A 14,812-nucleotide genomic window follows, 5' to 3' on the forward strand; every position below is an offset into this window, starting at 1 on the left:
CGTTGCCGAGCTACTGGGGCGATATTATTAACGGTGCTGAGTTTACAGATAGCGCTCGCCAGCCAGATCCGCAACGCATGCTTACTGCTTATCATCACTCTGCTGCCAGCTTGAATTTGCTAAGGGCCTTTGCTCAGGGTGGTTTCGCAGATCTGCATAAAGTGCATAAGTGGAATATGGGTTTCATTAATGCAAATCCAATGAAAGAAAAGTATCAAGCAATTGCAGAGCGGATTGAAGAGGCATTACGATTCATGGAAGTGTTGGGAATTACTGCGGAAACGCATCCAACAATTCATGAAACTGAACTATTTACCTCTCACGAGGCTTTGTTGCTGCCGTATGAGGAAGCGTTAACCCGCACAGATAGCCTTACCGGTATGCCGTATAACTGTTCTGCACATATGGTGTGGATGGGTGAGCGTACGCGGCAACTAGATCATGCGCACATGGAGTTTTTCCGTGGCATTAATAATCCAGTGGGAGTAAAAATTGGGCCAACGGCAACGGAAGATGAGCTGATGGCACTATTGGATACCTTGAATCCGAACAATGAAGCAGGGCGGTTAACCTTTATTACCCGTATGGGGGCCGATAAACTGGCCGATAACCTGCCACGATTAATTCGCCGAGTGCAGCAAGAAGGGCGCAATGTGGTGTGGTCTAGCGATCCAATGCATGGCAATACGGTTAAGGCCAGTAGTGGCTACAAAACCCGCGATTTTGACGCCATTATTCGCGAGATCCGCCAGTTCTTTGCGGTGCATAAAGCGGAAGGTAGTTATGCGGGTGGTATTCACTTAGAAATGACGGGTGAAAACGTTACTGAATGCACTGGCGGTGCCTACAAGATCTCGCAAGATGATTTAGCCGAACGCTATCTTACTCAATGCGATCCACGTTTAAATGCTGATCAGGTTTTGGAACTGGCCTTCTTAGTTTCAGAATCATTAAGTAAAGCGCGTACTACTTAAATTCCGCGGTAATATACTGGTTTGTGCGCGCTGGACCGAACTGCTGTTCAGTGCGCACAAATTGGCCATTAACTTTCCTACCAATTCGCGTATAATGCGCGCCTTAATAACATCACTTTTGTTCGTTCTGGCCTGTTCTGAACGCTATTGCTTGGTACCTGTTAGAGAGGAGATGTGCAATGAAGCAAACCAATACTACCGCCGCTTATCAGTTTTTTGATGCGCTATGGGCGGATTATATTAAGCGAACCCCTTCAGCAGCTAAAGTACATAACGTGTTAGCAGAAGGGCAAACCATCGTAAATGATCATGTTGCATTTCGTACCTTTAACATCGCGCCAGTGAACCTCGATGTATTAGCAAAGCACTTTGTGAAAATGGGCTATTTCGCTAACGGCGATTATCACTTTGCCGAAAAAAAGCTTCGTGCTAAGCATTTTGAACACGCAGATCCAAAACTACCGAAGATTTTTATTAGCGAATTGTTGGTAGAAGAGTTTTCATCTGAATTGCAAGAAATTGTTCATGCAATGGTTAATAGCATTGATACGAACAAAGTGCTTGAGCCTGAATTCTTATATTCTGGCACCCACTGGCATGTTACCTACGAGCAATACCAGTTGCTGCTAGAAGAGAGCGAATATGCCGCTTGGATGAGCGCATTCGGATTCTGTGCCAACCATTTTACCGTGAGTGTGAATGAACTTCCTGGCTTTAGCTCACTGGAAAGCGTGAACGAACGCTTAAAAGAGGTGGGCTTCACCTTGAACAGCTCAGGTGGCGAAATTAAAGGCTCGCCAGCTGTGTTTCTTGAGCAATCCTCAACTATGGCGGATCAAATCAAGGTGAACTTTAGTGACCGTGTAGCAATCATTCCAAGCTGTTTCTATGAGTTTGCGAAGCGCTACGAAATTACCGAAGGTGAGTTATACACCGGCTTCGTAGCTGCTTCGGCGGATAAGATCTTTGAAAGCACGAATGCCAAGCAATAATTTCGCCTGGGCTTGTTGCTAGTAACGGTGGCGCTTTAGCTTCGCTGTGGTCATGATTTTCGCCGCAATTTCTTCAACAGATGCGTGTGTAGAGTTTAGATATGGAATGGCTTCTTGGCGAAAGATATTTTCAATTTCATTAATCTCTAATGCACACTGCTCCATCGAAGAATAGCGGCTATTGGCGCGCCGTGCTTCACGAATACTCTGCAGGCGCTCTGGATCAATGGTAAGGCCGAACAGTTTATGCCTGTGCATTTTTAAATCGTAAGGTAGCTCGATTCGGCCCATATCTTCTTCGGTAAGTGGATAATTTGCTGCTTTAATTCCGTATTGTAGCGCCAAATAGATACAAGTAGGGGTTTTACCCGTGCGCGAGGCTCCTACTAAAATAATATCGGCTTCGTGATAGTTACGCGTAGTAACGCCATCATCATTCTCTAATGTGTAGTTAATAGCATCGATACGGAAATTGTAATCTTGGTTTAAGCCATGCGTACGATTCGTTTTTGGCTGTGCATCAACACCCAACTCTGCTTGTACGGGAGCCACGTAGTGGTCTAAGAAATCGTAGCTTACTCCGGCACTATTGGTAATGATACTCTTTATTTTTGGGTCTACAAAGGTGTGAAAAATCAGTGGTTTCTCATTGTTTACCGCAAACGCGCTATTAATTTCTTCTACGGCTCTGAGGGCTTTATCCTCATCATCAATAAATGGCAGTGTTTTGTGCTCAAACTTCACTGGGAACAGCGATAAAATCGCATGCCCAAAGGTTTCAGAGGTAAGAGCCGTGCCGTCAGAAATATAAAAAGCTGTGCGCATTATGAAATTGCCTTAAATGAGTGTAATTCAAATGTTAACTTGTAGCGCCCCAACGTGTAAAATACCTTTATCAATTTTAGCTGGATAATTCCCCCGACACATTAAGGATTAAACCGTGCAAGAATCTGCAAACGACAACGTACTTTGGTATCAACACCTAGGAATGGATGACGTAAACCGGGTTGGCGGCAAGAATGCCTCTCTGGGAGAGATGATTAGCAACTTGGCGGGGGCTGGCGTTACGGTTCCTGGTGGCTTCGCAACAACTTCTCATGCGTTCAACACTTTTCTTGAGCAAAGTGGCTTAAACGATCGTATTCACGATATTCTTGATACCCTTAATGTAGATGATATTAAAGCGTTGGGTGCCGCAGGCGCTAAGATTCGCCAATGGATTATTGATACGCCCTTTACTCCTGAGCTAGATACCGCAATTCGTGAGGCCTATGTTGAACTTAGCGGTGGTTATGCGGAAGCAAGTTTCGCTGTACGTAGCTCGGCAACTGCTGAAGATATGCCTGATGCTTCCTTTGCTGGCCAACAAGAAACTTTTTTGAATGTAAAAGGTATTGATGCGGTTATGGAAGCGATCAAGCATGTGTTTGCTTCCTTGTTTAATGATCGTGCTATTTCCTATCGGGTGCACCAAGGCTACGATCACCGTGGTGTGGCGTTATCAGCCGGTGTGCAGCGCATGGTGCGCAGTGATTTAGCAGCCTCTGGCGTTATGTTTACCATTGATACCGAATCTGGTTTCGATCAGGTGGTGTTTATAACCTCTTCTTATGGTTTGGGTGAAATGGTAGTGCAAGGCGCGGTAAACCCAGATGAATTTTTTGTGCATAAACCAACCCTGGCAGCGGGTAAACCGGCAGTAATTCGCCGCACCATGGGAAGTAAAAAAATTGAAATGGTTTACTCCAATGATGCAGCCCATGGTAAACAAGTAACTATTCAAGATATCGATGCTGAACGCCAGAAGCAGTTTTCATTAACGGATGCTGAAATTTTAGAGCTCGCTAAACAAGCGGTAATCATTGAGCAGCATTATGGCCGGCCGATGGATATCGAATGGGCCAAAGATGGTGTTGATGGCAAGCTTTATATTGTGCAGGCGCGCCCGGAAACCGTGCGCTCCAATGAATCCGGCAATAGTATTGAGCGCTTTGCTTTAAAAGCTGATTCCGAAATCATTACTACCGGCCGTGCGATTGGGCAGAAAATTGGTAGCGGTAAAGCGCGGGTGCTTAAATCTATTGATGAAATGGATCAAGTACAACCCGGCGATGTATTAATTGCCGACATGACCGACCCTGATTGGGAACCGATTATGAAGCGTGCTTCAGCTATCGTTACCAATCGTGGTGGCCGTACTTGCCATGCTGCAATTATAGCGCGCGAGTTGGGCATTCCTGCTGTAGTGGGTTGTGGTGATGCAACGAAAAAGATTGCTGATGGCGCAGAGGTTACTGTTTCTTGTGCCGAGGGTGATACCGGTAACATTTATAACGGCATTTTAGAGTTTGCAGTAACGAAATCGGAAGTGGGTAATATGCCTGCGCTGCCGTTTAAAATTATGCAAAACGTAGGTAATCCGGATCGAGCATTTGATTTTGCTCGTTTGCCGCACGCAGGCGTTGGTTTGGCACGTTTAGAATTTATCATTAATCGTATGATTGGTGTGCACCCGAAGGCGCTGTTGCATTTTGAAGAGCAAACTATAGAGCTGCAGGCCGTAATAAACGATATGATCGCCGGCTATGAAAGCCCGCGTGAGTTTTACATTCAACGTTTGGTAGAAGGCATTGCCACCATTGGTGCTTCATTTGCACCAGAACGCGTTATCGTGCGGATGTCGGATTTTAAAACCAACGAATATGCGAACTTAATTGGTGGGCGCCAATATGAACCCGAAGAAGAGAACCCAATGTTGGGCTTTCGCGGTGCGGCGCGCTACTTAGCTCCAGATTTCACCGAGTGTTTTGCTCTAGAGTGTGAAGCTATCAAGCGGGTTCGTAATGATATGGGCCTTACCAACGTAGAAATCATGATTCCATTCGTGCGCACTCTAGAAGAAGGGCGCAAGGTAATTGAATTATTGGCCAAGCATGGTTTGCGTCAGGGTGAGAATGGCTTGCGGGTAATTATGATGTGTGAATTGCCATCAAATGCTGTGCTAGCTGATAAGTTTCTCGATATCTTTGATGGCTTCTCTATTGGTTCGAATGATTTAACCCAACTTACCCTTGGCTTAGATCGAGATTCAGGCCTTATTGCGCATTTATTTGATGAGCGCAATGAAGCAGTGAAGGCATTACTATCGATGGCGATTCAAACCGCGAAGAAACGTGGAAAATATGTAGGAATTTGTGGCCAAGGCCCATCCGATCATCCCGATTTTGCGTTTTGGTTAGTAGAGCAGGGTATTGATTCCATTTCACTGAATCCAGATTCTGTGCTCGATACTTGGTTATTCTTGGATAAAGAATTAAATAAATAACATGCAAAAACGTGGGGGTTGTTGGTAGTGGCCAACCGGTTACCGGTATTAAATGAATATCCTCAAGTGCCTGGCGAAATACAGGCCTTTGTAAATGCGCTTGAGCAAGCAGGTTTTATCGGTGACATTGATATCAGTTACGGTGGCCGCATGGTTGCTGCAACGGATAACAGTATCTATCAACAACTTCCGCAAGCTGTGCTCTATCCTAAGAGCCAGCACGACGTGCGCTGCATATTTCGCACTGCAGCTCGCACGCAGTTTAAGGGTATTCGTTTCTCGCCTCGGGGCGGTGGCACCGGCACTAATGGCCAATCGCTTACGCCTGGCGTGGTGATTGATTTAAGCCGCTATCTCACCAAAGTTCTGGAGTTGAACCTTGCAGAAGGTTGGGTTCGAGTTGAAGCGGGGATCGTTAAAGACCAACTAAACGCTGTGCTTGCTGAGCATGGCTACTTCTTTGCCCCCGATACCTCTACCAGTAATCGCTGCACCATAGGCGGTATGATTGCAACCGATGCTTCCGGGCAAGGTTCGTTAATTTACGGCAAAACCAGCGATCATGTTTTAGGCTTACGCAGCGTGCTAGTAAGCGGTGAAGAATTACGTGGTGAACCGGTAAGCGTTACTCAAGCTACTGAAATCGCAAAGCAAGATAATGCGCAAGGAGCTATTTACCGGCAAGTATTGGCGAGTTGTAAAGAGCTACGCCCGGAAATAGAGGCCAAATTCCCGCCATTAAACCGATTTTTAACGGGCTATGATTTGGCGCACGCCTATGATCCAGAGCAAGATACAATTGATGTGAGCCGCTTAATCTGTGGCGCCGAAGGTACCTTAGCATTGGTTACTGAAGCGAAGTTGAACATCACTCCGAGCCCTAATTTTAAAGTACTGGTAAATGTAAAGTATCAGGATTTCTCTGATGCACTGCGGCATGCGCCCGCGTTGGTAAAAGCCCGTGCTACCTCGGTAGAAACCATCGACAGTAACGTACTTGATTTAGCCCGTAACGATATTGTTTGGCATGAAGTGGAAGACCTTCTTACCGATGTGCCGCCTTATCGGATGGGGGGTATCAATATTCTCGAGTTCACTGCTGTAAGCAGGGAAGAGATAGGCGATAAAGTGAAGCGCTTATTGAACCAGCTACAGGAGTTAGACCCGAAACAATCAGGCGTAATTGGCTATCAAATATGCCGTGATGAAGCTAGCATTCAAAAAATTTATGCCATGCGCAAAAAAGCGGTGGGGTTACTTGGTGCTACGAAAGGCAAAGCCAAACCAGTAGCTTTTGTTGAAGATACTGCCGTACCACCAGAAAAACTTGCGGATTTCATTATGGAATTCCGCGCCTTACTGGATTCATATGGTTTGCATTACGGCATGTTTGGGCACGTTGATGCGGGTGTGTTACATGTTCGCCCAGCACTTGATATGCAGCAACCGGAAAGCGCAACACTCGTTCGTGAAGTTAGCGATAGGGTAATGCAACTTACCGCACGCTTCGGCGGCTTAATGTGGGGCGAGCATGGTAAGGGCTACCGCTCCGAATATGGTCCGGAGTTCTTTGGTGAGCAGCTATTTAACGAGCTGCGCAAGCTGAAAGCAGTATTCGACCCGCATAACCGCCTTAACCCTGGGAAAATCTGTACCCCTATTGGTTCTCACGAACAGCTGGTTTCCGTGGATGCGCGTAAACGAGGTTGGTTTGATCGGCAAATTCCATTGCAATGGCAAGCACAATTCCAAGGTGCTATGGATTGTAATGGCAACGGGCTTTGCTTTAGTTTTGATGCCAATACTGCGATGTGTCCATCGTATCGAGCTACTGGTGATCGCAGGTTTTCACCAAAAGGCCGCGCCACACTGTTGCGTGAATGGTTGCGTTTGCGTGCCGCCAGCAATATTACAGAGAGTGACACAGATAATGCAGTTGCAGCTAATGCTCCGTTACCCGTAGCTGAACAAAAACCTCAGGGCTTTTGGCAGAACTCACGGCTAGCGAAAGTGGCCGCTGATAATGATGCTGATTTCAGCCATCAGGTAAGAGCAGCGATGGATACTTGTTTGGCTTGCAAAGCATGCACCAGCCAATGCCCAGTGAAAGTAGATATTCCCAGCCAACGAGCAAACTTTTACGCCGATTATCATCAGCATTATCGCCGGCCGTTGCGTGATTATATGTTACTCCATAGTGAACGCACTCTAGCGCGCTTGAGTAAAACCCCGCGGCTAGCCAATTTGATGAGCCAGAATATTATTAGCCGTTGGCTGTTGAAGAAAACCTTAGGTTATGTAGATGCGCCGCGCTTTTCCGTGCCTCGGTTAGCACGGCAAATAGGTAAACAGAACTATTTAACACTCAATGAGTTAGTGCAAAGATCAGAGCAGGGCACCTACAACGCTAACGATTATGTTCTGGTAATTCAAGATGTGTTTACCAGTGCATTTAATGCCGAAGTTGTGCGTGATTTCATGGCGTTGTGTAGAAAGCTAGAGAAAGAGCCTTTGTTGGTACCATTCATGCCGAATGGGAAAACCGCCCATGTAAAAGGGTTTTTGGCTGAATTTTCTAAAGTAGCGCATTATACCGCTGCTGAATTAGCTAAGTTATCGCGTATGCTGGGAGCACCGATGGTAGGTTTAGATGCCGCCACTGCTTTGTGTTTCCGCGATGAATATCGGAAGGCTGAAATCCCTCGAGCTAACGAATTCAAGGTACTGCTTAGCCATGAATACCTGAGTGATGTATTTGCTAGCACTAAGGTAACCGTAACTAACGCGGATAAAGCGGAGCAAGCATTGGTAATGCTACCGCACTGTACTGAGCAAACAGCATTACCAGGAGTAGTAAAAGCTTGGCAGCGCTTGTTTGCTAAAGTTGGTGTTCAGGTGGATACACCAGCTGTTGGCTGTTGTGGTATGGCCGGAACCTTTGGCCATGAGTTGGAGCAGCAAGCTACTTCGGCTAAAATTTTCTCGAGTAGCTGGCAGCCTCACCTAGAGCGTAATGATCAGGTGGTTGCTTCTGGTTTCTCATGCCGCTGTCAAAGCGAACGGCTGCTAAAACGCGAACTACTGCATCCGGTGCAATCATTGCTGCGGGCCATGAGCTAGAGCTAATTCAATGCTAATCGAGCTGCCATTTATTCTGCAGCCATTAAAAAAGCGCCTTTCGGCGCTTTTTTTCTAGCAAATCAGCAGTGTACGAAGATGCACTCAGCACGCTATATCTACCTAGCAAACTAGCTTGCTAATTTCTCAGCTAACTTCGCTGCGAGAATCTCGCGCGCCATTTCATCAGCAATTTCGCCAGTAGGGCGATTTTCATCAGTAGCACGGGTAAAGATCTTATCGAGCGTACCGTAAATTGCTTTTACGCGTGCTGCGGTTTCTTCGAGGCTGAAGTTTGCCGCTTCTGAGCATACGTGAATTACACCACCAGCGTTAATTACATAATCTGGTGCATACAAGATACCCATATCGCGCAATACCTTGTCGTGTGCTGGGGTAGCGAGCTGATTATTTGCGCTACCGGCAATTACTTTCGCCTTAATGCGCTTTAAGGTTTCATCATTAATTGTTGCGCCGAGTGCGCAAGGTGCATACACATCACATTCTACATCGTAGATGGCATCAATGCTTACCGCTTCAGCTGATAGCTCTTTTACTGCGCGAGCAACCGCTTCTTCGTTTACATCTGCAACAATTAGCTGGGCGCCTTCTTTGGCACAGTATTCTGCAAAATCATAACCAACAGCGCCTAGGCCCTGAATAGCGATACGTAAACCGCTTAGGTTTTCATTGCCAAATGCGTGCTTAGCGGCAGCTTTGAGGCCTAAGTAGGTGCCTTCTGCAGTATGTGGCGAAGGATCGCCTGCTTTACCTTCAGTACCGGCAACAAACGGGGTTTCAGTGCCTACAATATCGATGTCTGCTGTACGGATATTAACGTCTTCAGCAGTAATATATTTACCACCAAGCGAATTTACAAAGCGGCCGTAGGCCTTAAAAAAGGCTTCGCTTTTGTCTTTCTTAGCATCACCTATAATTACTGCTTTGCCGCCGCCTAATGGCAATCCAGCAAGTGCGCTTTTATACGTCATGCCGCGCGATAAACGCAACACGTCTGTTAATGCTTCTTCTGAGCTTGCATAGTTCCACATCCGCGTACCACCAAGGGCTGGGCCCATAGTAGTATCGTGAACGGCAATAATTGCTTTAAGGCCAGTTACTTTGTCATGACAGAACACCACTTGTTCGTGGCTGTCAAATTCCATGTGTTCGAATAGCGCCATTTCCGCTAACCTCATTGTTGTTGTCAGAGACACAAATTTGGTGCGTAAACTAACACTTTACGTAAACTGTTGCCAGTAACCTAAGAGTAAAAAAATAACGCTTAACCGGCAAAACTATCAACTTGTCTTTACAGCGTTAATATTTGTTCGTGGTCTGTCCAGTAAGGGGTTGTAGCGCTTTTCAGGATTGCCTAGTGCTGCTAATATGGAGCCTGATAATAATAATGAGCAGAACCAAAATCCGCGGTTCTTAAATATTAGCGTTCAACAGTAGTGAGATAACCATGAGTGATCAACAAGTACAAAATAATCCGGAGCAGGCAGCTTGGGTTCGGGAACAATTTCAGAAAGCCAACGGTTATCTGGTAGAGAAGGGCATTCTTACTGATCAAGTATTGGTAAAAGAAAGCCGTTACTTAATGCCCCATGTTGCGTTATGGAAATTCACCGAACGCGGTACTACTGAAAAAGTATGGGCGATAACCGGTGTATGCCCAACAGATCATGTTGATGCAAAAGTAGCTGGTGATGCTCGCGAAGCATTGAAGCATTTTTGCTTACGCTGGCAATTGCGTGCCGACACTATTCTGAACGATCCGCAAAGTGATGCAACACAACAAAAATTTGCCAATTTGCTAATTAATCATGCCGAAGCATGCTATGAATTGGTAGAGCAGAAAGACCTTTGGCAAGGGAGTTAATTTCTCATAACGGTTTGATAACGCGCAGCCCGAGTAATCTGGCTGCGCGTGTTTGTTACTTAGCCCGCATCTTCATCGTTAGTAAGCATAAATAAACCTTCATTGAGCATGCCAGCGAGTAACTCGCAAGCGAATGAAGAGCTCAAGTATTCGATAATCTCAACAGTTTCAGCATAATCTGTCATATCACACAGCACACCAAACAACGCTTCCGCATGTTCATCGAGGCGAAACCAACTACCTTGAATCACCGCGTATAGATTACCTTCATGATGCGTGGTTATCATCCTTACACCCACGGCTTTTACTAATAGCTCATATCGATTACAGCTATACACCACCGCGCCTGCGGTAAAGGGTTCGCTTGGGTAATCAGGTAATGGTGGGCGCGGGTTTTTCGAAAACAGTTCGGCGCATACTTTGTGTAATAGCGCATCGTCGTTTAATGCACTTTGCATAAGCTCTCGACAATACTGGGTGGCTTGTTGGGGCAGATGCCACGGTTCACGGTCGGCAAGCTCAGTACCATCTTGATTGAGCAGAATTTCTGACCGATCACGAAAACGTTGCTGCAGCGCATCTTGATCAAGGGCGTAATCTGCTAACGCGGAAATAAGTTCTGCTTGGCTTGGTGCGCGAAAACCCACCGAAAAGTTGAGTGCTTCGGCAAGGGTTTCACCTGCGTGCGGAAATCCGGCCGGAATGTACAGCATATCGCCAGGCTCGAGCACTGCATCGATAATCGGAGTGAAGCCAGTAATTTGTTTAAGATCTGGATGTGGGCAAATGGTTTTATAATCGCCCGGTTCACCTACTTGCCAACGCCGCGAGCCACTGCCTTGGATAATGAATACATCATACTGATCAAGGTGTGCGCCAACACCGCCACCCACGGTAGAGTAGCTCACCATTAAATCATCTACGCGCCAATCAGGAAGAAAGCGGAACGCGCGCAACAATTCTTGCGCTGGCGGATAATGCTCGTTCACTGCTTGTACTAACAAACTCCAGCCACTATCGCCAAATGCAGAAAAGTTCTCGATAGGCCCATGTTGTAAATCCCAACCAGAAGCGGTTTTTTGTACTACTCGAGAATCTACCCCAGGCTCAAGCGATAAGCCGGCTAGTTCATCTGCACTAATGGGATTTTCAAAGCCAACAAATGCTTGCTTAATGAATAGCGGTTTTTGCTGCCAATAATCGCGCAGAAAACCTACCGCGTTAAAGGCATGATGATTGAGAACATAATCACTGGGGCTATCTTGAAATGGGTTGTGAATCATAAGCTACTCTTTGCGATAAAGAAGGGCGGCATAGTTTACTTGCCGCCCTTGTAAGCACCTGTTTACCAACTTATAAAACCCAATTACAGGTTCTGTAAGTGCTCAGGAAGTTCGCTAACAAAGGCCACAGCACGGCCAATATAAGTTGCTGGCGTTAGCGCTTTTAGCTGAGTTTTAACCGCTTCAGGGAGTTCTAGTGTATCAATAAACACGGCCAAATCTGTTTGATTTATACGCTTTCCACGGGTTAACTCTTTCAATTTTTCATACGGCTTTGCAATTGCATGGCGGCGCATTACGGTTTGCACAGGTTCAGCGAGTAGCTCCCAGTTTTGATCGAGTTCAGCTCGCAAGTTTGCTTCATTTACTTCTAACTTAGTTAAGCCTTTCAACGTTGCTTGATAGGCAATTACTGAATAGCCCAAACCAACACCTAAGTTACGCAACACAGTTGAATCGGTTAAATCACGCTGCCAGCGAGAAACAGGCAGTTTAGCCGCTAAGTGGCCGAAGATTGCATTGGCGATACCAAGGTTACCCTCTGAGTTTTCGAAATCAATAGGGTTTACTTTATGCGGCATGGTTGAAGAACCTACTTCACCAGCAATGGTTTTCTGTTTGAAGTGATTTAAAGCAACGTAGCCCCATAAATCACGATCAAAATCGATAAGGATAGTATTTAAACGGCACAAGGCATCAAACCATTCGGCAATATAATCATGCGGTTCGATTTGCGTGGTATAAGCGTTCCAAGTTAATCCGAGAGAGGTTACAAACTGTTCTGCTATCGCATGCCAATCAACATCTGGGTAGGCCGAAAGATGCGCATTGTAGTTACCTACGGCACCATTTATTTTACCCAAGAACCGCACGCTTTTCAGGGCGGACATTTGCCGATCTAAACGAACCGCCACATTGGCAAACTCTTTGCCCATAGTACTTGGTGTTGCCGGCTGACCATGAGTACGCGCCATCATTGGAATGGTTTTATAGGCTTCAGCTTGTTGGCTTATTTCTTGCAATAGCTGCTGTAGTAGGGGCCAAACAACGTTTTCATTGGCGGCATTCAACATCAGTGCATGCGATAAGTTGTTGATATCTTCCGAAGTGCAAGCGAAGTGAATAAACTCACTTACAGCGTTTAACTCGGCGTTGTTGGCTACTTTTTCTTTCAAAAAGTATTCAACTGCTTTTACATCATGGTTGGTGGTGCGCTCAATGTCTTTTACGCGTTGGGCGTCGGCTTCAGAGAATTCGGCAACAATCTTATTCAATTCGGCATTTGCTGCTGCGGAAAACTCTGGTACTTCAGTAATTTCGCTGATAGTGCTGAGTTTCTGCAGCCAGCGTATTTCTACTAATACGCGTTGGTGAATTAGGCCGAATTCACTTACAAACGGGCGAAGATCCGCAGTTTTACTACCATAACGGCCGTCTACTGGGCTAATTGCCGTAAGCGGAGAAAAAGAAAGCGCCATGTGTATGCTCCATGAGTTAACGGTTGTAGCGGGTGTTAATTACGCAACAGATCTTCAATTGCGCGTACCAAATTACCGCGAGAAAAAATAATGTGTCGGCGTTTACCGCCAAGTTGTCGCCACAGCACAGCACTACGAATTCCAGCTAGCAACATGCTGCGGATTTGATACTGCACCGTGGTTTGTTTTAAATGTTCAGGTTTACCACTGATTTGAATGCGCGGCCCCAACGGGCTAATCACATCCATGTAAAGTTTACCGAGGTTCTGGATAATCACGCTTTCCTCGAATTCAAACTCTTCACGCTGCCGCTTTATTTGCTTTAAAGTTGAGCCTAACTTCGCAAGTGCAGCATTGTTTTTTGCCAGTTTACGTTCAAGCGCAAGCATGCCAACCACGTAGCGAGTTTGCTCTACATCTTTCGCACCTTTGCCATTCAACTGCCCGAGTAGTAAGCGGAGAGCGGGTTTTAAGTTTTCAATATCACCATATACATCCAGCGTGCTGCTAGGATCTAAGTTCAATAAGCTATTTACTAATACCTGAAAATGATCGTTCGGCACAATTTCGCCGCGCCGAGCCAACTGTTGTGCGCATACGGCGGCTAAACACACGCCGCCAAGAGCCAAGCTACGTTGATGCCATTCATTTAATTTGCGTTCGTGAAGGGAGACAACGTTACTCATAAGGCCACCTCAAAATCAGTAATACGCTGCTCAATAATGCCGCCGCCCAAACATACATCTTGTTGATAAAATACTGCTGATTGGCCTGGGGTTACCGCAGCCACTGGCGCATCGAATAACACTTCAATTTGGCTACCATCATTGCTAGGTGTAATAGTGCAGGGGATATCCTCTTGCCGATACCGGGTTTTAACCACCGCTTTGAATGGTGCCTGTAATTGCTCACGGTTTACCCAGTGCAGTTGCCCCGCAACTAGGCCTTGTGAATATAGGCGTGGATGCTGTTTGCCTTGCGCCACTACTAACAGGTTATTGGCCACATCTTTATCTACTACATACCATGGCTCATCACTTGCATCGGCTAAACCACCAATGTGTAACCCTTTACGTTGGCCTATGGTGTGGTACATCAAACCTTCATGCTCACCCACTTGGTTGCCTTCCGTAGTAATAATAGGGCCTGGCTGAGCTGGTAAATATTGCTGCAGGAAATCTTTAAACTTGCGCTCGCCAATAAAGCAAATGCCGGTGGAATCTTTTTTACCTGCGGTAACTAACCCTTGTTCCTCAGCAATTTTACGCACATCAGGTTTTTCGATATCACCTACCGGGAACAGTGTTTGGGCAATATGCTCATAGCTAAGAGTATAAAGAAAGTAACTTTGATCTTTATTCTCATCAAGGCCACGTAATAACTGCCATTTGCCTTCATGAAGCCAACGTTGGCAATAGTGCCCAGTTGCAATGTAATCTGCATTTAATGCTTCTGCAGCAAACTCCAAGAATGCTTTAAACTTAATTTCCTTATTGCACATGATATCTGGGTTTGGAGTTCGCCCAGCACGGTATTCGGTAAGAAAGTGAGCAAATACGTTATCCCAATATTCAGCAGCAAAATTTACGGTATGCAGTTCGATACCTAATTTTTCGCATACTTGTTGGGCATCCTCTAAATCGGTTGCGGCAGCACAATATTCATCGGTGTCATCTTCTTCCCAATTCTTCATAAACAAGCCTTCAACCTGATAGCCTTGTTGTTGCAGTAAATACGCCGATACCGATGAATCAACAC

The 14,812-nt window shown here is 45.9% G+C and carries 11 protein-coding genes; 5 read left to right on the forward strand and 6 right to left on the reverse strand.

All coding sequences use genetic code 11. The features are described 5' to 3' along the window. Together ACNA7P_RS10220 and ACNA7P_RS10225 are read left to right on the forward strand one after the other, a co-directional pair. The coding region (locus tag ACNA7P_RS10220) for a 3-deoxy-7-phosphoheptulonate synthase (RefSeq protein ID WP_416258530.1) at positions 1–974 on the forward strand (974 nt) is incomplete at its 5' end. 179 nt (positions 975–1,153) lie between these two features. Continuing rightward, complete coding sequence (locus tag ACNA7P_RS10225) at positions 1,154–1,966, forward strand: DUF1338 domain-containing protein (RefSeq protein WP_416258531.1); 813 nt, start codon at positions 1,154–1,156, stop codon at positions 1,964–1,966. 18 nt (positions 1,967–1,984) lie between these two features. Here the strand turns inward: ACNA7P_RS10225 and ACNA7P_RS10230 are convergent, their stop codons facing one another. Further along, positions 1,985–2,791: a pyruvate, water dikinase regulatory protein gene (locus ACNA7P_RS10230; RefSeq protein WP_416258532.1), complete on the reverse strand. Its 807-nt coding sequence runs from the start codon at positions 2,789–2,791 to the stop codon at positions 1,985–1,987. Positions 2,792–2,906: 115 nt separating this feature from the next. On the opposite strand from ACNA7P_RS10230, the gene ppsA reads away from it, so the two are divergent. Then, positions 2,907–5,291 (forward strand): phosphoenolpyruvate synthase, encoded by a 2,385-nt coding sequence (gene ppsA, locus ACNA7P_RS10235; protein WP_416258533.1) that lies wholly within the window; start codon positions 2,907–2,909, stop codon positions 5,289–5,291. 27 nt (positions 5,292–5,318) lie between these two features. Next, on the forward strand, positions 5,319–8,411 hold the full coding sequence (locus tag ACNA7P_RS10240) for an FAD-binding and (Fe-S)-binding domain-containing protein (protein ID WP_416258534.1): 3,093 nt from the start codon (positions 5,319–5,321) through the stop codon (positions 8,409–8,411). A 128-nt stretch (positions 8,412–8,539) separates the two neighbouring features. Here ACNA7P_RS10240 and ACNA7P_RS10245 read toward each other — a convergent pair whose 3' ends face one another. Next, positions 8,540–9,592, reverse strand: coding sequence for a Glu/Leu/Phe/Val dehydrogenase dimerization domain-containing protein (locus ACNA7P_RS10245; protein WP_416258535.1), 1,053 nt, complete (start codon positions 9,590–9,592; stop codon positions 8,540–8,542). A 284-nt stretch (positions 9,593–9,876) separates the two neighbouring features. Here ACNA7P_RS10245 and ACNA7P_RS10250 point away from each other — a divergent pair, with 284 nt between their 5' ends. Continuing rightward, entirely contained in the window at positions 9,877–10,293 is a 417-nt protein-coding gene (locus tag ACNA7P_RS10250) for a DUF4826 family protein (RefSeq protein ID WP_416258536.1), read from the forward strand. A gap of 59 nt (positions 10,294–10,352) precedes the next feature. Here ACNA7P_RS10250 and ACNA7P_RS10255 read toward each other — a convergent pair whose 3' ends face one another. The 4 genes from ACNA7P_RS10255 to mnmA all read right to left on the reverse strand — a co-directional run. Continuing rightward, positions 10,353–11,576, reverse strand: coding sequence for a cupin domain-containing protein (locus ACNA7P_RS10255; protein ID WP_416258537.1), 1,224 nt, complete (start codon positions 11,574–11,576; stop codon positions 10,353–10,355). An 83-nt stretch (positions 11,577–11,659) separates the two neighbouring features. Continuing rightward, positions 11,660–13,054 (reverse strand): adenylosuccinate lyase, encoded by a 1,395-nt coding sequence (purB, locus tag ACNA7P_RS10260; RefSeq protein ID WP_416258538.1) that lies wholly within the window; start codon positions 13,052–13,054, stop codon positions 11,660–11,662. 35 nt (positions 13,055–13,089) lie between these two features. Next, positions 13,090–13,740 (reverse strand): high frequency lysogenization protein HflD, encoded by a 651-nt coding sequence (gene hflD / locus ACNA7P_RS10265; RefSeq protein WP_416258539.1) that lies wholly within the window; start codon positions 13,738–13,740, stop codon positions 13,090–13,092. Continuing rightward, positions 13,737–14,812: tRNA 2-thiouridine(34) synthase MnmA (mnmA, locus tag ACNA7P_RS10270; RefSeq protein ID WP_416258540.1), on the reverse strand; the 1,076-nt coding region annotated here is incomplete at its 5' end. The genes mnmA and hflD, both read right to left, overlap by 4 nt.

It is taken from the genome of Aliidiomarina sp., from assembly GCF_047920995.1.
In the GTDB taxonomy this organism is placed as follows: Bacteria; Pseudomonadota; Gammaproteobacteria; order Enterobacterales; family Alteromonadaceae; genus Aliidiomarina.